Annotated in this window: 22 protein-coding genes and 1 other RNA gene; 21 read left to right on the top strand and 2 right to left on the bottom strand. The window is 44.4% G+C overall.

The window, feature by feature from the left end:
- Positions 1 to 30 precede the first annotated feature (30 nt).
- Entirely contained in the window at positions 31 to 432 is a 402-nt protein-coding gene (locus tag G414_RS0103910; RefSeq protein WP_022791558.1) for a helix-turn-helix domain-containing protein, read from the top strand.
- Between the two features lie 16 nt (positions 433 to 448).
- A complete protein-coding gene (locus G414_RS0103905; RefSeq protein ID WP_022791557.1) occupies positions 449 to 1,279 on the top strand; it encodes a hypothetical protein in 831 nt (276 codons plus the stop codon).
- Positions 1,280 to 1,318: 39 nt separating this feature from the next.
- On the opposite strand, the gene G414_RS0103900 is transcribed toward G414_RS0103905, so the two are convergent.
- Complete coding sequence (locus tag G414_RS0103900) at positions 1,319 to 3,130, bottom strand: M3 family oligoendopeptidase (RefSeq protein ID WP_027694534.1); 1,812 nt, start codon at positions 3,128 to 3,130, stop codon at positions 1,319 to 1,321.
- Positions 3,131 to 3,270: 140 nt separating this feature from the next.
- On the opposite strand from G414_RS0103900, the gene G414_RS0103895 reads away from it, so the two are divergent.
- The 18 genes from G414_RS0103895 to tsaD all read left to right on the top strand — a co-directional run bounded on the left by G414_RS0103895 (position 3,271) and on the right by tsaD (position 16,747).
- A complete protein-coding gene (locus G414_RS0103895) occupies positions 3,271 to 4,212 on the top strand; it encodes an alpha/beta hydrolase (RefSeq protein ID WP_022791555.1) in 942 nt (313 codons plus the stop codon).
- 52 nt (positions 4,213 to 4,264) lie between these two features.
- Positions 4,265 to 4,885 carry a class I SAM-dependent methyltransferase gene (locus G414_RS0103890; protein WP_022791554.1) on the top strand — a complete coding sequence of 207 codons (621 nt, stop codon included), beginning with the start codon at positions 4,265 to 4,267 and terminating at the stop codon, positions 4,883 to 4,885.
- Positions 4,866 to 5,393: a tRNA adenosine(34) deaminase TadA gene (gene tadA / locus G414_RS0103885; protein WP_022791553.1), complete on the top strand. Its 528-nt coding sequence runs from the start codon at positions 4,866 to 4,868 to the stop codon at positions 5,391 to 5,393. The genes G414_RS0103890 and tadA overlap by 20 nt, the downstream gene beginning before the upstream one ends.
- Positions 5,393 to 5,490, top strand: an RNA gene (gene ffs, locus G414_RS07575) — signal recognition particle sRNA small type. Before tadA ends, ffs begins: the two co-directional genes overlap by 1 nt.
- A 118-nt stretch (positions 5,491 to 5,608) precedes the next feature.
- Positions 5,609 to 7,417 carry a DNA polymerase III subunit gamma/tau gene (gene dnaX, locus G414_RS0103880; protein WP_022791552.1) on the top strand — a complete coding sequence of 603 codons (1,809 nt, stop codon included), beginning with the start codon at positions 5,609 to 5,611 and terminating at the stop codon, positions 7,415 to 7,417.
- 71 nt (positions 7,418 to 7,488) lie between these two features.
- Positions 7,489 to 7,800, top strand: a complete 312-nt coding sequence (locus tag G414_RS0103875) for a YbaB/EbfC family nucleoid-associated protein (protein ID WP_022791551.1) — start codon at positions 7,489 to 7,491, stop codon at positions 7,798 to 7,800.
- A gap of 35 nt (positions 7,801 to 7,835) precedes the next feature.
- A complete protein-coding gene (recR, locus tag G414_RS0103870) occupies positions 7,836 to 8,435 on the top strand; it encodes a recombination mediator RecR (protein ID WP_022791550.1) in 600 nt (199 codons plus the stop codon).
- Positions 8,435 to 8,695 (top strand): YaaL family protein, encoded by a 261-nt coding sequence (locus G414_RS0103865; RefSeq protein ID WP_022791549.1) that lies wholly within the window; start codon positions 8,435 to 8,437, stop codon positions 8,693 to 8,695. Before recR ends, G414_RS0103865 begins: the two co-directional genes overlap by 1 nt.
- Before the next feature lie 155 nt (positions 8,696 to 8,850).
- Positions 8,851 to 9,495 carry a dTMP kinase gene (gene tmk / locus G414_RS0103860; RefSeq protein WP_022791548.1) on the top strand — a complete coding sequence of 215 codons (645 nt, stop codon included), beginning with the start codon at positions 8,851 to 8,853 and terminating at the stop codon, positions 9,493 to 9,495.
- Positions 9,496 to 9,514: 19 nt separating this feature from the next.
- Positions 9,515 to 9,844 carry a cyclic-di-AMP receptor gene (locus tag G414_RS0103855; protein WP_022791547.1) on the top strand — a complete coding sequence of 110 codons (330 nt, stop codon included), beginning with the start codon at positions 9,515 to 9,517 and terminating at the stop codon, positions 9,842 to 9,844.
- A 21-nt stretch (positions 9,845 to 9,865) separates the two neighbouring features.
- Positions 9,866 to 10,900 carry a DNA polymerase III subunit delta' gene (holB, locus tag G414_RS0103850; RefSeq protein WP_022791546.1) on the top strand — a complete coding sequence of 345 codons (1,035 nt, stop codon included), beginning with the start codon at positions 9,866 to 9,868 and terminating at the stop codon, positions 10,898 to 10,900.
- 2 nt (positions 10,901 to 10,902) lie between these two features.
- Positions 10,903 to 11,784, top strand: a complete 882-nt coding sequence (gene rsmI / locus G414_RS0103845) for a 16S rRNA (cytidine(1402)-2'-O)-methyltransferase (protein WP_022791545.1) — start codon at positions 10,903 to 10,905, stop codon at positions 11,782 to 11,784.
- Between the two features lie 5 nt (positions 11,785 to 11,789).
- Entirely contained in the window at positions 11,790 to 12,536 is a 747-nt protein-coding gene (locus tag G414_RS0103840) for an acyl-[acyl-carrier-protein] thioesterase (RefSeq protein WP_022791544.1), read from the top strand.
- Between the two features lie 66 nt (positions 12,537 to 12,602).
- Complete coding sequence (gene galE / locus G414_RS0103835; RefSeq protein ID WP_022791543.1) at positions 12,603 to 13,595, top strand: UDP-glucose 4-epimerase GalE; 993 nt, start codon at positions 12,603 to 12,605, stop codon at positions 13,593 to 13,595.
- A gap of 377 nt (positions 13,596 to 13,972) precedes the next feature.
- Positions 13,973 to 14,701: a tRNA (adenosine(37)-N6)-threonylcarbamoyltransferase complex dimerization subunit type 1 TsaB gene (tsaB, locus tag G414_RS0103830; RefSeq protein ID WP_022791542.1), complete on the top strand. Its 729-nt coding sequence runs from the start codon at positions 13,973 to 13,975 to the stop codon at positions 14,699 to 14,701.
- Complete coding sequence (rimI, locus tag G414_RS0103825; protein ID WP_022791541.1) at positions 14,676 to 15,248, top strand: ribosomal protein S18-alanine N-acetyltransferase; 573 nt, start codon at positions 14,676 to 14,678, stop codon at positions 15,246 to 15,248. Before tsaB ends, rimI (G414_RS0103825) begins: the two co-directional genes overlap by 26 nt.
- A complete protein-coding gene (gene rimI / locus G414_RS0103820; RefSeq protein ID WP_022791540.1) occupies positions 15,241 to 15,723 on the top strand; it encodes a ribosomal protein S18-alanine N-acetyltransferase in 483 nt (160 codons plus the stop codon). Before rimI (G414_RS0103825) ends, rimI (G414_RS0103820) begins: the two co-directional genes overlap by 8 nt.
- Complete coding sequence (tsaD, locus tag G414_RS0103815; protein WP_022791539.1) at positions 15,713 to 16,747, top strand: tRNA (adenosine(37)-N6)-threonylcarbamoyltransferase complex transferase subunit TsaD; 1,035 nt, start codon at positions 15,713 to 15,715, stop codon at positions 16,745 to 16,747. Before rimI (G414_RS0103820) ends, tsaD begins: the two co-directional genes overlap by 11 nt.
- Positions 16,748 to 16,784: 37 nt before the next feature.
- On the opposite strand, the gene G414_RS0103810 is transcribed toward tsaD, so the two are convergent.
- Positions 16,785 to 17,774 carry a polyprenyl synthetase family protein gene (locus tag G414_RS0103810; protein ID WP_022791538.1) on the bottom strand — a complete coding sequence of 330 codons (990 nt, stop codon included), beginning with the start codon at positions 17,772 to 17,774 and terminating at the stop codon, positions 16,785 to 16,787.
- Between the two features lie 531 nt (positions 17,775 to 18,305).
- Here G414_RS0103810 and rpsJ point away from each other — a divergent pair.
- Positions 18,306 to 18,614: a 30S ribosomal protein S10 gene (rpsJ, locus tag G414_RS0103805; RefSeq protein ID WP_027694529.1), complete on the top strand. Its 309-nt coding sequence runs from the start codon at positions 18,306 to 18,308 to the stop codon at positions 18,612 to 18,614.
- Positions 18,615 to 18,624 lie beyond the last annotated feature (10 nt).

Here is an 18,624-nt window from a genome sequence, read left to right as displayed (position 1 = left end):
GAAAATAAGTAATGGAGTGGGTAAGCGACAATGTTTCCAGATCGATTGCGTGAATTACGTAAGGGACGTAGTATTACCTTGGAGAATTTGGCCGAGGAGATGAATAAAAAGCTAGACCCCGGTCAAAAGCCTAATACGGCGGCGCAGATTGGTAACTGGGAACGAGGTGATCGCTCACCTTCTTACATTGAAGTATGTAAGTTGGCTGATTTTTTTGATGTGTCGATGGATTTCTTAGTCGGTCGTTCCATGGCTGAAAAGACTGATCTCTCATTGCTGTTTTTATCGGGTAAAGAAATTGATTTCAATGGTAAGCCCCTGACTGATCAGCAGCGTTTTGATATTTTTCAGTATGTTAATGCCTATTTAAATCCAGTAACAGCAATTCAGGATGATGATGTGAAGATTAACCATCAAGAAAATCTCTTTTAAGGGTGAAAGTAAAGTAATGAAAGAAACAAAATTAACCTTTGGACAAGGTCGGCAGTTGTCGACCTTGCTTTATTATGAGCAACTTGTTCCCTTTGCCCAACTTTATCAAGCTGTGAAGCCATTAGCTGAAAAAATTCAGTTGGCTATGCAAGTGGTCCAGGATCTTAATCAGGGATACTTACCACCAGCCCTTCCCACGATGGCAGTTACGCAAGCAGATATAGATAGTTTAAAGGCGACTGTCTTGCAACGCTATCCAACAGATGCGGTCCGGGGTAACCATTGGTGGCAGTCTTTAATTGATTCTTTACCCGATTTAGACCAGGTGCTGTCGAATTTACGAACATATTTAATTGAGACCTTTAACATGTATGGTTATGTTTCCCAGCCTTTAGTTGAGGCATTAGGACGCTTGCTTAACCAGCAACCGGTCTTAGAAATTATGGCTGGACAGGGTTATTTAACAGCGGGTTTGCGTGCTCTGGCACCAGAGCAACGTATTTTGGCTACTGATAATCAGGATTGGCAAGATCAACCAATTACCGCGGTGAAGCCGGTTACGTCGGTGGAGAAGTTGTCAGCTCTTGAATCCTTAGTCCGCTACAGCCAAGAGGTGACGACCATTCTATTGAGCTGGGCGCCAGATACTAGTACGGCAGATTGGGACGTTCTAAAGTGGTTACGTAAACACCAATGGTTTGAACATGGCCAATTAATAGTCATAGGAGAACGGCAAGGAGCTACGAATTCTAGGAAATTTTGGTCTCAGGCCCACTTAACAGAAGTAAAAACGATTCAGTACCCATCGTTTGATATTATCGATGAACGACTTTATTTTGTCCATTAAAAAAAGGCCAGTCTCTTGTGGACTGGCCTTTACTAGTGCTTATTTGATAAATTGTGTTGATAGGTCCATAAATTGGTCGATATCAGCTTTAACAAGGTCTGCGCCTGCTTGCCAAAAGTCAGGTTGCGTTAAATCAACGCCTAGATGCTTTTTAGCTAAGTCTTCGGTCGACATGTTAGCTGTATCTCTAAGGAGGTCAATATAGGCTGCTTCAAAATTTGGTTGCTTTTTAGCCCAGGCATAGATACCTAAGCTAAAGAGATAGCCAAAAGTATAGGGAAAGTTATAAAAGGGCACATCATCGATAAAGAAGTGTAATTTGGCTGACCAAAAATGAGGGTGTCGCTTGGTTAAGATACCACCAAAGGCTTCTTGCTGTGCTTGATCCATGAGTTCATTCAGGCGTTTAGCCGGAACATACCCGGCCTGACGTTCCTGGTAAAAGGCTTGTTCAAAGATAAAGCGCGCTCGAATATTTAAAAACATGGCAACAGAATTGGTCATCTTAGCGTCTAAGAGAACGACCTTTTCAGCATCACTATCAGTAGCGGCAACATTAGCATCTGCAATTAATAATTCAGCAAAAGTTGAGGCTGTTTCAGCAATATTCATTGCGTAATCATCGCGCCAAAGGGGTAGATCTTTGAGGGTGTCTGAATGAAAGGCGTGACCTAATTCATGGGCAATCGTAGCCGCATCGTTAACCGATCCAGTGAAGGTTAAGAAGATACGGGATTCTTTTTTATCGGGAACTGATTCCATCCAACCACCAGGTTGCTTACCAGGACGATCTTCAACTTCTAACCAGTGGTTGTCAAAAGCATTCTGAGCAAAAGCGGCCATTTTAGGGGAGAACTTAGCAAAGTTTTGGACGATAAAATTTGCAACTGTATCATAATCCTGTGGGGCGGGTTGATAATCGCCAATTTGGTTTAAGGGTGCAACCTGGTCTTGCCAGCCGATCCCTGTTAGGCCAAGGAGTTCTGCTTTCCGGGCAAAGTAGGGTTTGAACATTTCCTTATTGTGGTCTACAACCTGCCACATTGCCTGCAGAGTAGCTTTGGACATATGATTTAAGGCTAGTGGTTCCTCAAGAACATCTTGATAGCCATGGGCCTTTTGTTCAGTTAGGCGGGCCCCAGCTAAGTGGTTTAAGGTGTCGGCGGTGAGAGGCTCAGCCTTGGTCCACATCTGTTCATATTGATCTAGTAGATTTGCTCTAACCTTAGCATCTGGATAACCATCGAGGAAGTTTAGGGCTTGACCGGCTGAAATGGTGGATGTTTGTCCGTTTTCATCAGTAAAGGGCAGTGATAGTGTGCTAGCAATCGTATCATAATGACTCGACCAGCCCTTTAAGCCATCTAGACGAAGCTGGTTTACTAGGTCTTCATTAGCAGGGGCTAATAGGTGTTGGGCCCTTTTACGCAGTGTGCTTAGGTGAAAAGCGATATCAAAAAAGGCCGGAAGGTGGATGAGGTCGTGAAAGTCGGCTTCAGATAGGGTGGCTAGGCGCCGACTAAAAGTATCAAGTGGGGCTTGGTAGGTCACCATTAATTGTTGAATTTTGGCATCATAAGGCCGATATTCAGGATTTGTATAGTCGGCTGAAATTAGGGCGGTCACGAAGACGTTCACCGTCCCTAGACCACTTTCGATGGTTTGAGCTTGGCTGGTGAGCCTCGCCAATTCCTGATAGTCAGGTTGGTCTTGCTTCAGGTCATAATTACTTACAGCCCGGCTAAAGTTGGCAATTTGGTTCGCTAGGGTGGTTAATTTAGTTTGGAATTCTGGAGAATCGATACCACCTGGATAGATGGTATCAAGATCCCAGTTTTGTGAATAAGACATAAAGAACACCAACTTTCTCATTTTATTTTAATATTGTAGCATATTTAGAGCTAAAGCAAAGGCCGGGCTGGCAATTTAGAAGTGAATCCTCGTATAATAGGAAAGATAAAATGGGATGATGAGTAAAGGAAGCAAGTAGGATGAAGAAACGACGAATAGTAAAGATTATATGCGGTCTAATGACTATACTAGCACTAGGTTATCTAGGAATGAGTGCCTACTTTTTTCATACCGCCCAGGTACGGTCTGAGAAATCGTTTGTTAGTGGGGGACGTTTAAAGCCGACTGATCATTTGTATGCACAACAGCAGGCTTGGTTAGCCCTGCCTAAAAAACCAGTACAGTTAAAAACTGAGGATGGCCTTCTGTTAAAAGGGGACTATGTGCCAGCTGACCAGCCCACTAAAAAAATTGCCATTGTGATTCACGGCTTTTCAGTTGATCATAATGCTAATATCACTTATGCCCAGCTCATGCATGAGCAAGGTTACAATGTTGTGCTGGCTGATAATCGAGCAGCTGGTCGATCACAGGGACGCTATATTGGTTTTGGGTATTTAGAGGCTAAAGATTATTTAGCCTGGATTAAGCAATTGATTAAGCAAGAAGGGGCTGACAGTGAGATTGTGGTCTATGGTACCTCCTTAGGAGGGGCAACCACAATGTTATTAGCGGGGATGCAACCCCCTAAGCAGGTTAAAGCCTTCATTGAGGATTGTGGTTATAACGATGTTCGCCAGGAGCTCTATTATGAGGCGAACGGTATGTATCATTTACCAATGTGGATTACCCGGCCGATGGTTGAAACCTTATCGCTTTATTCACGTTGGCTAGCGGGTTACAGCTATGATCAAGTTCGGCCAACAGAAGCTTTAAAGCATAATCGACGGCCAATCTTGTTTATTCATGGGTCTGAGGACAAGTTTGTACCAACAGCGATGATTCATGATGTCTATCGAGCTAATCGCGGACCAAAGGAACAGTATATTGCTAAATCAGCTGGGCACATGGACGCTTACCAGGTAGACCCACAAAAGTACGAAGCCGTTGTTAGTCATTTTTTGCACCGGTATGTACCATAGGAATGTTTTAAGTTAACTGCGTTAGGACAACAAGAGAAAAAGAAGGTGCATAATGACAGAACATTATTATACAAAGGAACCTAGTGGCCAACATGATGAACATAGTTTAACCTTTCGTTTGTTAAATCATGAGTTAACCTTTGTGACAGATGCGGGCGTTTTTTCTAAACATACTATTGATTATGGAACGCGAACGATGTTAGAAAATTTTCGTTTTACTGACTTACCGCAGGGCCCTTTTTTGGACCTGGGTGCTGGCTATGGACCGGTAGCGATTGCCTTAGCAAAGGCTTTTCCTGACCGTCAAGTGGTTGCTGCGGAAATCAATGAACGAGCGGTGAATTTGATTAAACGCAATGCAAAAGAAAATGACGTATCACAGCAGGTGACGGTCGTTCAGTCTGACTGTTATGAACACGTTCAGGGCCGCTTTGCTGCTATTTTAGTTAATCCCCCTGTTCGGGCTGGTAAACAGGTGGTACAAACGATGCTTAGCCATGCGCCGAACCATCTGGAAACTGGGGGCACTTTAACAGTAGTGCTACAAAAAAAGCAGGGGGCGCCCTCAGCTAAACAATTGATGAAGGATGTCTTTGGTAATGTCACAGTGATTGCTAAAGATAAAGGGTACTATATTATGGAGAGTCGCTATCATGACCGAGTTGACGCCTGAAGAAGTCGAGTATTTTATGGGTCAGGCCTTGCAAGAGGCTAAAAAAGCTGCAGCTTTAGGTGAGGTGCCAATTGGGGCAGTTGTTGTGTTGAAGGGCCAAATTATCGGACGTGGTTTTAACCTACGTGAACGGGCCCAAGATGCTAGTCAACATGCAGAAGTGATGGCAATTACTGAAGCTAGTCGTTACCTACACTCATGGCGCCTACCAGAGGCCCAGCTCTTTGTGACCTTAGAACCATGCATCATGTGTGCTGGATTGATTCAACAAACGCGAATTGATAAGCTTTATTATGGGGCTGAAGATCCAAAGGGTGGGGCTGTAAATTCGCTGTATCAAATCTTAGCAGATCAACGGTTAAACCATCAGGTTGAGGTAAATGCAGGTGTTCGCCAGTCAGAGGCAAGCCAGCTGTTAAAAGCATTTTTTAAAGCAATTCGCCAGCGCCAAAAAGCGGTCAAGCGGGCACGAAAAGATGCTAGTCAAATGAAAAAGGACATGCTATAATAGTCGTGTGAGGCAAGTATGCACTTCGAACCGTGTCAGGGTCGGAAGGCAGCAGCACTAAGGAGATCGTGTATTGTGCTTCACTTCTGATGAATATGAATTCGCTGGCTGATTTTTATCGGCTAGCGTTTTTTTCTTTGATTTTCTGGTAAGATGATAGGTAGACAAAACACGTTAAACCATCGTGGCTAGGTGCAAAAGAAGGGAGACTACAGTTGGCATATCAAGCTCTATATCGGACTTGGCGTCCGCAAAAATTTAGTGATATGGTCGGCCAAGAGGTGGTCACCAAAACCCTACAAAATACAATTATCAGTCATCAAATCAGTCACGCCTATTTATTTACGGGACCACGGGGAACGGGTAAAACATCAGCAGCTAAGATTTTTGCTAAGGCGGTTAATTGTTTGCACCCTATTGATGGCGAACCGGATGAAACCTGTGAACTCTGTCTAGCTGCCAATCAAGGAAGCTTGGGTGATATCATCGAATTAGATGCAGCCTCTAATAATGGTGTTGATGAAATTCGACAAATTCGCGAGGATGTTAACTATGCTCCGACCCAGGCTAAATATAAAGTTTATATCATTGATGAGGTACACATGTTATCAACGGGAGCCTTCAATGCTTTGTTGAAAACGCTAGAGGAACCACCTGCCAACGTCATCTTTATTTTAGCCACGACTGAACCACAAAAAATACCGGCGACGATTATTTCGCGTACTCAGCGTTTTGACTTTAAGCGGATTGATGCTCAGGCAGCCTATGATCGGATGGTCTACATTTTAAATGAACGTGGTAGCAGTTACGAAGAAGCGGCCTTGCGGGTCATCGCGAAAGCGGCTGATGGCGGCATGCGAGATGCCTTAAGTATTCTTGATCAAGTATTATCATTTGGGGATGGCCGGGCAACCTTAGAAAATGCACTTTTGGTTACTGGCTCCGTTAGGCAAAATTTATTGGGTGAGTATGTACAGGCCGTTGTTGCCGGGCAGACCCCAGCAGCCTTAGTTAAAGTAACCGAGGTATTAGCAGCCGGTAAGGATGCTAATCGGTTTATTGAAGATCTGATAAGTTATGCACGTGATTTACTTCTTTATACTGAGGCGCCGGATTTAATCAGCCTGGTGCCAGATGATAACTTCGATCAATTAGCCAAGAACAGCCAACCAGCTACCTGGTATGAAATGATTGATGTGCTTAATGAAACGCAACAACAACTACGTTTTACAAACCGTCCCAGTGTTTACCTTGAAGTGTTAACGGTAAAATTAAGTCAAGGTCGTACTAGTCGTCAATCAAAAAACCTTCCAGTAGACAAAATATCGGCACAACCAGTCAATGACCAGGTAGCGCTAAAGAAAACGCCGGTACAACCAGTTTCACAAGCTAAAGCAAGTACCCGGTCTAGTATTGGGAATGAACAACCTGACCAAGAAAAAGAGCCGGTAGCATCACAACAGGTAGCGCAGACCGCAAGGCAAGTCGAGAACGGGTCAAGTGTTCAAGCCGTGGCACGGGTTCAGGTTGGTGAGGGGGCAGCAGCTGTCTTTCAGGTTTTGCAGGCAGCAACCAGAGGAGACTTATCGCGTGTTCAAACCATCTGGGCAGGTATGGTCAATATGTTGGCAGTTCCGCAACAGGCCATGCTTAATGTGGCTAAACCGATTGCGGCCTCTCCTGAGGGGTTAGTGATTGCCTTTGACTATGATGTGATTCGGGTTAATGCTAAAAAGGATCAGCATCTATTAGCTAAGATGGTGCAGGAGATTCGGGTGCTTTCTGAAGCTAAACATGATCGGTCAATGGTCTTTATTACGAGTGATGAATGGCCAAAATTACGGGCAACCTATCTTAAAGATCACCAGGTTGGTCATCAAGATAAGCCCAGCCAACCGGCAGCCAATGACCTGGAAGCTGTGACCGAATCAGTAGAACCAGATGCTTCAGTAGAAAATGATACGGTGGTTACTGAGGCTGAGAAAATTTTCAACCAAGACCTGATTGAAACAACCGATGATTAACGTCCAACTAAGGTTTAGTGAGTAAACTAGGTAGGATAGCTTAACACAAGAGATGAAGAGGAGAGAGAATAATGTTTGGTGGACAAAATATGCAACAGATGATGAAGCAGATGAAAAAGATGCAGGCTAAGGTGCAAGATGAACAGGCAGCGATTGCCAAGACCGAATATACTGGTAAGGCGCCCGAAGACTTGGTTTTAGCTAAGTTTAATGGCGATCGTCAGTTACTGGACCTACAAATCAAACCCGAGGTGATTGATCCTGAAGATCCAGAGGCGTTGACTGATTTGGTAATGGAAGCGGTTAACGATGGCTTACAGCAAATTGACGCTGATACTGAAAAGCGGTTAGGTCAATTTGCGCCTAAAGGAATGGGCTTGTAAGGCCTTTATTAATTGAAAGGAAAGGAGGCGCTCTGGTGCAATATCCTGAACCAATTGCTAAGTTGATTGATAGTTTTACTAAATTACCAGGGATTGGCATTAAAACTGCTACGCGACTCGCCTTTCATGTTATTGATATGCCTGAGGAGGATGTGACGAGCTTTGCCCAAGCATTGATTTCTGCCAAACGTGATTTGCGTTTTTGTAGTATTTGTGGCAATTTGACGGAAACGGATCCGTGCGAAATCTGTTTGGACACCAGCCGAGACCAAACAACCGTCTTAGTTGTTGAGGATGTTAAAGACTTAATGGCGATTGAAAATACGGGTGAGTATCACGGTCTGTACCATGTTCTACACGGAGTATTATCACCGCTAGCTGGTAAGGGGCCTGACGATATTAATATTGAAAGCCTGGTTACTCGTTTACAAAAAAATGCGGCGATTACTGAAGTGATTGTGGCTACAAATGCTAATGCTGAAGGTGAAGCGACTGCTATGTACTTATCACGCCTGTTGAAGCCAGCTGGCATTAAAGTATCGCGCTTGGCCACCGGCTTGGCGGTAGGTAGTGATATTGATTATGCTGATGAGATCACATTGATTAAGGCCGTAGAAGGAAGGACAGCATTATAATGTTTGGTTTTTTAAAGCGGCAAAAATTAGACCTAGCTCAGTATGACCGGGACCTTGTGGAAGCGATTGACGACGCTAAGTATGATTATGAAAAGGCAAAGTTATCTGAAGAGGCCATGTTTGAAAGCGAGGTTGATCCTCGCTTAATCCAAGCAGAAACGGCGAAAGCAAAACAAAAGTACTTCTTTCTTTTACGGGCAGCCCGCGAAAGAAAGATGAAGGGGCACTGGCAAACCGCTTTTGTTCGGCCAGAACTATAGTACTGATAGATATAATGAAAAGATGCAGCCTATCACAAGTGAGGGCTGCTTTTTTATTCGTTTAAATTCTTGTGACTTTAAAGACGGGTAACTGGGTCTCTAAAAGGCAGTATGCTATAATGTACACAATTAAATTTGTAGAAAGAGTGAAGGCCATGCAGGGAACATTCATATCATTTGAGGGACCAGACGGGGCTGGTAAGACGTCCGTGTTAGGTGTGATTAAAACGCGGTTGCAAGCTCAGTTAGGTGATGACCTAGTTGTCACTCGTGAACCGGGTGGTAAGGGCAGTAAGATTGCTGAGGCCATTCGGGATGTCGTTTTAGATCCGGCTTATCCAGACATGGATGTACGAACAGAAGCTTTACTCTATGCTGCGGCTAGGCGCCAACATATTTTGGATACGATTCAACCGGCTTTAGCGGCACATAAGGTAGTCTTATCCGACCGTTATTTGGATAGTTCAGTTGCTTACCAAGGTGGTGGTCGCCAATTAGGGGTTCAAACGATATTGGAGCTTAACCAATTTGCTACGCAAGGTTTAGTACCAGACGCCACGATTTACTTAGATATTGATCCTGAAATTGGTCTGCAGCGGATTCAAACTACCCGCACCGATGAAATTAATCGCTTGGACCAAGAGGCCTTGGCTTTTCATCAACGAGTGACCCAGGCCTATCGACAATTGGCACAGGCTGAACCACAACGGATTAAAGTCATTGATGCCAATCAACCTTTCGACCAGGTAGTCGCTGCAGCTTGGCAAGCAGTCGAACAAGTCTTAACTGAGGACAAGTGAATAAAGGGGAGTTAACATTATGAAAATGATTACAGCAATTGTTCAAAATCAAGATGCCAACGCACTAGGGAAAGCTTTCGTGGCTGCAAAAATTCAAGCCACACGGATTGCATCTAAGGGTGGTTTTTTACGGGCTGGGAACACAACCTTTCTAATCGGGGTGCCAGATGACCAAGTAGAACAAACCCTTGCGATTATTAGTGAAACGTCAAAGACCCGTACACAAATCATGTCACCGGCTTGGTATACAGAGTCCGTTATGGAATCTATTAACACGGTGCCAGTTGAGGTACAAGTTGGTGGTGCAACCGTCTTTGTTCAAGATGTTGAACAGTTCCATCATTTTTAGGTGAATCGAAGGGGGAGCAATATGGCTGAAGAAGCAAGTGCTGTCGCAATTTGTCAGATGGCCTTAGATCAGCAACCCCAATTAGTGGCCCACTTTAAACACATGGTTCAAGCTGGTACCTTAGCCCATGCTTTTTTGTTTGCAGGTCCAGATGGGCGGGGGCAGTTGCCATTGGCTAAGTGGCTAGCGATGCGGTTGTTTTGCCAACATGTAGATGCAAATGGAAATCCAGATGGTACTTGTGTAGACTGTGTACGAATTGCAAAAGGGGAACATCCGGATGTACTGGAATTAGCACCAACAGGACAGCGATTAAAGATTGATCAAATTCGCCAGTTACGGAGCGAATTTACGAAAAAGGCAGTCGAAGGCCAGCAAAAAGTCTTTATTATTCGAGGTGCTGATACAATGACCACGAGTGCTGCCAATAGTCTTTTAAAGTTTATTGAAGAGCCAGTAGGGCAACAAACGGCGATTTTGTTAGCAGAAAATCGACAACAACTACTACCAACCATTATTTCACGGACTGAAGTTATTGAATTTCCGCGAGTAGCCGCCCAAGATTTTCATCAGCAGGTGATGGATTTGGGCTATTCAGATGAAGAGGGTTACTTGGTGCAAGCTCTAACCGATAGTTTGACTGAAGCTAGGAACTGGCTAGAAGATGATTGGTTTGCGAGTGTGGTAAGGGCCGTGACCCAGTTAGTAACTGAGCTCTTACAAGGTGACTTAACGGCCTTTACGACGGTCCAAACGAGCATAGTGCCACTAGCGTCAGATCGATCTAGGGCTAAGATACTCATGGCGATGGTGGTACAAGCATGGCGGGACCTTTTAATGCAACGGTTAGTACCTAGTCAACAGCAACCACACTTTGTGGCCCTAACCAATCAATGGGCACCATTAGCAGAAGTGGTCCCCACGGATGTTATCTTAACAGTGCTCGAGCAAGCTTTGTCCATGCAACAACGCTGGCAACTTAATATCAGTTTCCAAGCGACTTTGGAGGCCTTTGTTTTGACCAGTCAACTGACATTAGCAGAAAATAGGAAGTAATTATGCAAGAACAAAAAAGTTACGCTAAGCACCAAAACGGGACCCTGTACCTGGTGCCGACCCCAATTGGTAATTTAGGCGATATGACGCAGCGGGCCATCGAAGTCTTGAAAGAGGTGGCCGTGATTGCCGCTGAAGATACCCGACATACACAGCACTTATTAAATCAGTATGGAATTGACCAGCGACAAGTGTCCTTTCATGAGCACAATAAAGAGAGCCGCATTCCAGAACTAGTAAAGCGGCTGCAAGCAGGTGAAGATATTGCGCAAGTGTCTGATGCTGGTATGCCATCGATCTCTGATCCTGGACATGAGTTAGTTAAGGCGGCCATCTTAGCTGATATTCCGGTAGTTCCTATTCCAGGCGCTAGTGCGGGTATTACGGCCCTGATTGCTTCAGGACTAGCCCCACAGCCCTTTACCTTTATTGGTTTCTTGCCGCGTAAGGCGGGCGAACAAGCAGCAGCCTTAGCAGAACTTGTTGATCGACCAGAAACGTTGATTTTTTATGAGGCTCCCCATCGCCTAGCCAAAACCTTACGGCAGATACGAGCTGTCTTTGGTGATCAGCGTCCGGTGGTGCTAGCCCGTGAGCTGACGAAACGTTACGAAGAATTTCTACGGGGAACAGCGGCTGAAGTAGTTGCTTGGGCCGACCAGACTGAGGTGCGAGGCGAGTTTGTCGTGATGGTTGCGGGAAATGATCAGGCCACTCAAATGACAACCCCTGATCCCCTGGCAGAATTAACGACAGTTGAGGCAGTTAAAGCATTAGTGGAGAGTGGCCTTAAGGCCAGTCAGGCGGTTAAACAGGTTGCAAAGCAACGACAAGTTGATCGACAAAGTTTATATGCAGCCTATTTGGCAGAGAAAGAGGGGTAAGTCAGGTGGCTCAGGTTTTTGAGGTTGAACATACAGTGCAATATTATGAAGGCGATATGACTGGCAAGTTAAGTTTACCTATGTTGTTAAACTTAGCAGTGCTATCAGGAACCTTACAGGCTGATCAATTGGGGATTGGAGACGAGGTCGTTCATGCTCAGGGAGTAGGATGGATTGTCTTACAGTATGAGATGACGATTACTCGGCGCCCTAAAGTTAATGAAACCATTGTTTTACAAACGCAAGCCCGTGATTGCAATGCTTTTTTCTGCCAACGGCAGTATCGGATGTTAGATCAAACTGGTCAGGTCTTGGTTGATATTCAAGCCTTGTTCTCACTCTTGGATATGGAAAAACGTAAATTAGCACGGGTGCCAGACGAGTTTATTGATGCTTATGGCGCACAGCGGGTCAAACGAATCAAACGTGGATTGGCACCGGCTAAAATCGCTGAGGATGAGCCGGTAGATGGGCAACAACAATATCGAGTCCGGTTTACGGATATTGATATGAACCAGCATGTGAACAATTCGCGTTATTTCGACTGGTTAGAGGATGTATTAGGGGCGGATTTTTTGTTAACCCATGAACCAAAAAAATTAAATATTCGGTTTGAACAGGAAGTAGGCATTGATGCAGTGGTGACGTCACGCTATATCTTTGACCAGGCCAGTCAAATTAGTCGCCACCAAGTTTTAGACGGTGATCAATTGTCCTTGGAGGCTGATATAAGTTGGCGTGTGATAGAATAATCGAGTAGATGGTATACTTATGCCTAGTTAACGGCTCAGGTTTTGAATGGATAAGAGGAGAAAAAGATGGCAACTTTGGTCTTAGGTGGAGCAGGTTATATAGGGTCTCACATGGTAGATCGGCTGCGAGAGGCCGGTCGCAAGGTGGTAGTAGTCGATAACTTAATGACGGGCCATCGGGCAGCCGTACCGGCGGATGTACCTTTTTATCAAGTGGATATCCGCGATAAAGAAGCGCTTGGTCAGGTATTTGATCAAGAACCGATTGATCAGGTGGTTCATTTTGCAGCATCATCGATTGTTCCTGAATCGATGCAAGATCCATTGAAGTATTTCGACAATAATGTAGGAGGAATGATTAGCTTATTGGAAGTCATGTTGGCGCATCAGGTTAAACAGATTGTCTTTTCCTCAACTGCGGCAACATTTGGTATTCCAACAGAGTCCCCTATTACAGAGGCGACACCGCAAAAGCCTATTAATCCCTATGGTCAATCTAAGTTGCAAATGGAAGAAATTATGCACTGGGTTGAAAAGGCGAATGATCTCCGTTGGGTTGCCTTTCGTTATTTCAACGTTGCAGGGGCTAAGGCAGATGGTTCAATTGGCGAAGATCATCCGGTCGAGACGCATTTGGTACCCATTATTTTGCAAGTTGCTGCTGGGCAACGCGAAAAAATTATGATGTTTGGGGATGACTATCAAACGCCAGATGGGTTTAATGTGCGTGATTATGTTCATGTGACGGACCTAGCTGACGCCCATATCTTAGCCCTCGATTATTTGGCAGAAGGTAATCCTTCTGATCAGTTTAATCTAGGCTCAGCCAATGGCTACTCAGTGAAACAAATGGTTGAGGCTGCACGGAAAGTAACTGGTCAGCCAATCCCTGCTGAAGTAGGACCTCGCCGTCCTGGTGACCCTGATTCCTTAGTAGCTTCTTCAGATAAGGCCCGCCGTATTTTGGGTTGGCAACCAACCTATGAAAATGTTGAAGATATTATTAAGACAGCTTGGACCTGGGAGCAAAAACACCCTCGAGGATATGAAGACCGCTAAACTTCACTTTACTTGGCTAGACAGTGAGAATTAAATTTTTGGTGTCCTGACCTTAGAGGCATGATATGAGATGATCAACTGATCAGCAGCTTTCGCTAGTAACTCGGAACCTGTTGGTCAGTTTTTTATTTGCAGTTAGTGTAAGATAAAAGCGGAGTTAAGGTAGGTGGACAGACAAAAGTAGCTTATATTGTTTTGCAATTGCAGGTATAGTAGAGCAATCAAATTTATCATGCTACCCAGTATTCTTACTAGACAGACGGTTAAAATATGGGCTGTCCGTGCTATGATAGAATAGATTGGGTTGATTTAGTTTGGCATTAGCCTAAATGAATGCGTGATAGTGGTAAAAATTAAGGAAGAGAGTCGGCATATTCATGGAAAAAACAATTGCCTTTGATACTAGTAATCGGGCCCTAAGTGTCGCGTTATTTGAAGATGAACGTTTATTATTTCAAATTGAGAGTAATTTAACGCGTAATCACTCGAGCCAGTTATTGCCTGACATTGACCAGGCTTTAAAATCAGTTGACTGGCAACCAGCTGATTTAACCCAGGTTATTGTAAGCCAGGGGCCTGGTTCTTATACCGGACTGCGGATTGGGGTGACAACGGCTAAAACGTTAGCCTTTACGTTAGGGATTGGACTGACTGGTATTTCAAGCTTGGCCCTCTTGGCAACGAACGTGGATGACCCGACAGCACTGATTATTCCGGTGATGGATGCTCGCAATCAAAACCTATATGCGGGTGCTTATCGTTGGCAGGACGGACACCTGGTGCAAGTATTACCTGATCAGCACACCCATGTTAAGGGCTTGATTGACCAGGTTAAGGCTTTAACAGAACAACCAGTCGTAGTGGTAGGTGAGTGGCAATCAGTGCAGGCCGATTTAAGTTTAGCTTGGTCTCAGTTACGCTTTGCTCAGGATAATCTGCCGCATGCGTCCCATAGCCTAATACTGGCAGCAGATGCAACTAGCTTAACTGATATGACGGCTATTCATCAGTTTGTCCCTAACTATCATCGCTTATCACAAGCTGAGGCCGATTGGGCCCAAGCACATCCAGGAGCAAGTAATGACGGTTATGTTGAAAAGATTTAAACAATGGTGGCAACAGGTACAGCATCCTATTCCTGCAACCATGGAAGAATTTATGCAGGTGGTCCAAATTGCCGATTTTGAATTTATTTTACGGCGGGCTAAGGAGACTGATATTGATGATATTGTTGCCATGGAAGAAGATGTTTTTGATGGGGTAGCACCCTGGTCAGAAGCGGTTTTTCGAGCTGAAATCCAAAAGGAACGTGGCCACCTCTACATGACCCTGCGACATCCCGAGACCAACTCGTTAGTAGCCTATATTGGGGCTATCTTTCGCCCGGGCATTCATGAAGTACACATTACCAATTTAGCGGTGACCCCACATTGGCAACGGCGTCAAATTGGAACGTTTTTGTTGACTTATTTGATGTCATTAGCCCAGCAAAGTCGGTACCAGCGGATTTCATTGGAAGTAGGAGTACATAATCAGGTGGCACAAACCTTGTATCAACGGTTAGGCTTTCAAATTGTTCGCCGTCGGCGCAATTATTATGGCCAAGGAATAGATGCTTTTGATATGGCACAATTATTAAATAGACATGGATGATTTTAGTAAAGAAGCGATACTATATCGGCGTCCCAAGACGGCCGAAGAAGTTTTTACCTTGGCACAAGATGCTTATGGGCAGTCGCCATGGTCGTTAGCAATGTTTAAACATGATTTAGCAAGTCGCCTAACTGATTATCTGGTGGCGGATTTTCATGGGCAACCATTAGCCTTTGTTGGTGGTACCCTGGTGATTGATGAATTATCAATTAGTAACGTAGCCGTTAGTCGGGCTGCCCAAGGACAAGGGCTGGCTACTAACTTGTTAAATCAGTGGTTATTGAGCTTTCCTAGCCAAACTAGGGTGCTTTTAGAGGTGCGGGTTAGTAACATAGCGGCTCAACGTCTTTATCAAAAGCTAGGATTTAACGTGTATGCGACCCGGACAGCTTATTATCAGCGGCCTAGAGAAGATGCCTATATGATGGACTGTTATCTATCAACAGGATGGAAGGAGAAACAGGATGGAAAATGATCGGTTAATTATGGCCTTTGAGTCGAGTGCCGATGAAACAAGTGTCGCAATTGTGAAAAATGGGAATGAAATCGTTAGTCTGGAAACGGCTACTCAAATTAAGAGTCATCAGCGGTTTGGTGGAATTGTGCCTGAAGTGGCTAGTCGTCACCACATTGAGGAAGTGACCATTTTAGCAGATGCTGCATTAAGTGATGCTGGGTTAACTTATCAAGACTTGACTGCTATTGCTGTTACACAAGGGCCAGGATTGGTCGGTGCCCTGTTAATTGGGGTGACGGCGGCCAAGACAATTGCCTGGGCCCATCATTTACCTTTGATACCAGTCATTCATTTGGCTGGTCATATTAGCGCTGCTAACTTTGTGCAGCCAATTGTTTACCCGGCCTTAGCCTTGATGGTATCAGGAGGACATACTGAACTAGTTTGGATGCCAAGCGAGTTTGAGTACTTAGTTATCGGAGACACCCGTGATGATGCTGCCGGTGAATGTTTTGATAAGGTTGGGCGCGTGATGGGCCTCACTTATCCGGCTGGTAAGACCATTGATCAAATGGCGGCACGTGGTAGTGAAAACTATGATTTGCCGCGAGCCCTTATGAATGATCAGCAGTATGATTTTTCCTTTTCAGGCCTGAAAAGTGCTGTGATTAATTTATTGCACAATGCTGATCAACGCCAGGAGACTGTTAATCTAGAGGATTTGGCAACGAGTTTTCAACATGCCGTTATGGACGTACTACTTGCAAAAACAAAAGCGGCCCTGTTGGCTTACCCAGCTAAAACCTTTATTGTGGCTGGTGGAGTGGCGGCTAATCAGGAATTAAGGTCCCGTTTGAAGGCGCTCTTAGCAACCTTTCCTGACACAACCTTTACGCCAGTACCAATGAATTTGGCTGGCGACAATGCGGCGATGATTGGTGCTGCCGGGGATATTGCTTATCGGCATGGTGTGCGGGCTGATTGGTCGCTCAATGCTAATCCTGGGCTAGAGTTCCCTTATTTAGACGATAATGTACAGTAAAAAAAGGACCAGTTTCTAAAAACTGGTCCTTTTTAGTTTATCGTTGCCGACTAAGTAATTGGTCGCTTAAAGCATAGAGAATGTCTTTAGCTTCACCATCTGGTAGGGCATCTAGATGGTCTTCGGCTTGATCCGTGTAATGACTAGCCATTTCCATAGCCGTTTCAATGGCTTGACTTTGTTGAACTAGTTGTGCAATTTCAGTTACCTGGTTAGTCGATAACACAGGCACTTGTAAAAGAGTTTTGATAGTTGGTTCTTCTTGCATTGCTAAGATGAGCGGCAGTGAATAAACACCATTTTGAATATCTTCTAAGGTGGGCTTACCTAGCGTTTCCTGATCATCGGCGTAGTCAAGGATATCGTCTAAGATTTGAAAGGCCATGCCTAAATTATAGGCAAACTGCTGTGCAGACTGGCTAAAGGCTGGATCGAGGTTATCAACCGTGGTGGTGCCTAAATAACTAGCAAATTCAAATAGGGCCGCCGTTTTACCAGCTATTTGATTGGTATAATCGGCAACCGTAATATTCGTGTTGAAATGATTCATGCGTTGACTAAGTTCACCATTAAGAATTTTCTCCAAGTATTCAGCTCCCTTACGGCCTGCTTCAACGCTATGACTATGATAAGCTAGGAGCCTGAAGGTTGTAGCAAATAAATAGTCGCCTGCATAGACAGCGACGTCTTTACCAAATTGAGTTTGGATAGTCTTTTGGTGGCGGCGCAGAGGTGCATCGTCAATGATGTCATCATGAATTAACGTTGCTGTGTGCAGTAATTCAACCGTGGCTGCTAGGCCTAATAAGTCATTATGGTGGTGGGGAAAGAAACGCCCAATCAAGATAGTTAACGCTGGACGTAAGAGCTTACCACCATCTGTTAACATACTGGTTAGCGCAGTTTGAATCTCAGTATCTTGGACGGTTAAATTATCCACCATGATGGCTCTAACCGTTTTTAAATCACGTTGCATACTGGGAAATTGATCCCAGAGGGGGTTTAACTGTTGAAATCTATCGTTCATGGAAGGGAAGCTCCTTTTTCCAAGCGGCATATTAACTATTTTTGCATATGTCTTTTAGTTTAAGCCATTCTCGTAGAAAAGTCAGGTCAAGATTACGTGAAATGGAAATAAAATCCGGAAGTAAGGTAGATGAAATTAACTAGGTTAACTCATTTTCTACTATAGTAATACCTGTATACGTGAACATATTAAACACGGGGTAAAGATGAAGCCGTCAAACTTAATAATGACAAGTTACTCAATTAGGCCGAATTAAACGAGGTCAACGAAAGAAATGAAGAAAAAGCGCATATTAAGCAAAAAAATTACTTGTCAAGTAGTGGTAAGTCCTGTATTATAGACAAGTACGCTAATTGAGTGGAAATGTTTTTTGCGTGGGTTAGTGACAAAATGAAGAGCGATGATGTGGGAGGTTGCGACACACCCGGCAGCATTGCCACGAGATCCATGCCATGGAATCTCGTCAGGTAGTCGGTAGTTTCCACGGAGTTAGTCTCATATTCCAATATGGACGAAGGGAGAATTTATATCATGGCAAATAAGAAGATTCGTATCCGTTTGAAGGCTTACGAACACGACATCTTGGATGCATCAGCAGAAAAGATTGTTGAAACGGCAAAGCGGACAGGGGCTGAGATTTCAGGTCCAATTCCATTGCCTACTGAGCGTACTCTTTACACGGTTTTGCGTTCACCACATAAGCACAAGGATTCACGTGAACAATTCGAAATGCGCACTCACAAGCGTTTGATCGATATCATGAATCCAACTGCTAAGACAATTGATGCTTTATCAAAGCTTGAATTGCCAAGTGGTGTGGATATTGAAATTAAGCTATAGGCTTGATTAC

Origin of the sequence: Weissella halotolerans DSM 20190 (assembly GCF_000420365.1) — a bacterium.
Lineage (GTDB): Bacteria > Bacillota > Bacilli > Lactobacillales > Lactobacillaceae > Weissella > Weissella halotolerans.
Note: the sequence above shows the minus strand (reverse complement) of the source record. Positions and strands in the feature narration are given on the sequence as shown.

Bases quoted from the DNA above. Each gene is read 5' to 3' on its own strand.
- G414_RS0103910 (WP_022791558.1), top strand. From the start codon at position 31: ATGTTTCCAGATCGATTGCGTGAATTACGTAAGGGACGTAGTATTACC.
- G414_RS0103905 (WP_022791557.1), top strand. From the start codon at position 449: ATGAAAGAAACAAAATTAACCTTTGGACAAGGTCGGCAGTTGTCGACC.
- G414_RS0103900 (WP_027694534.1), bottom strand. From the start codon at position 3,130: ATGTCTTATTCACAAAACTGGGATCTTGATACCATCTATCCAGGTGGT.
- G414_RS0103895 (WP_022791555.1), top strand. From the start codon at position 3,271: ATGAAGAAACGACGAATAGTAAAGATTATATGCGGTCTAATGACTATA.
- G414_RS0103890 (WP_022791554.1), top strand. From the start codon at position 4,265: ATGACAGAACATTATTATACAAAGGAACCTAGTGGCCAACATGATGAA.
- tadA (WP_022791553.1), top strand. From the start codon at position 4,866: ATGACCGAGTTGACGCCTGAAGAAGTCGAGTATTTTATGGGTCAGGCC.
- G414_RS0103875 (WP_022791551.1), top strand. From the start codon at position 7,489: ATGTTTGGTGGACAAAATATGCAACAGATGATGAAGCAGATGAAAAAG.
- G414_RS0103865 (WP_022791549.1), top strand. From the start codon at position 8,435: ATGTTTGGTTTTTTAAAGCGGCAAAAATTAGACCTAGCTCAGTATGAC.
- tmk (WP_022791548.1), top strand. From the start codon at position 8,851: ATGCAGGGAACATTCATATCATTTGAGGGACCAGACGGGGCTGGTAAG.
- G414_RS0103855 (WP_022791547.1), top strand. From the start codon at position 9,515: ATGAAAATGATTACAGCAATTGTTCAAAATCAAGATGCCAACGCACTA.
- holB (WP_022791546.1), top strand. From the start codon at position 9,866: ATGGCTGAAGAAGCAAGTGCTGTCGCAATTTGTCAGATGGCCTTAGAT.
- rsmI (WP_022791545.1), top strand. From the start codon at position 10,903: ATGCAAGAACAAAAAAGTTACGCTAAGCACCAAAACGGGACCCTGTAC.
- galE (WP_022791543.1), top strand. From the start codon at position 12,603: ATGGCAACTTTGGTCTTAGGTGGAGCAGGTTATATAGGGTCTCACATG.
- tsaB (WP_022791542.1), top strand. From the start codon at position 13,973: ATGGAAAAAACAATTGCCTTTGATACTAGTAATCGGGCCCTAAGTGTC.
- rimI (WP_022791541.1), top strand. From the start codon at position 14,676: ATGACGGTTATGTTGAAAAGATTTAAACAATGGTGGCAACAGGTACAG.
- rimI (WP_022791540.1), top strand. From the start codon at position 15,241: ATGGATGATTTTAGTAAAGAAGCGATACTATATCGGCGTCCCAAGACG.
- tsaD (WP_022791539.1), top strand. From the start codon at position 15,713: ATGGAAAATGATCGGTTAATTATGGCCTTTGAGTCGAGTGCCGATGAA.
- G414_RS0103810 (WP_022791538.1), bottom strand. From the start codon at position 17,774: ATGAACGATAGATTTCAACAGTTAAACCCCCTCTGGGATCAATTTCCC.
- rpsJ (WP_027694529.1), top strand. From the start codon at position 18,306: ATGGCAAATAAGAAGATTCGTATCCGTTTGAAGGCTTACGAACACGAC.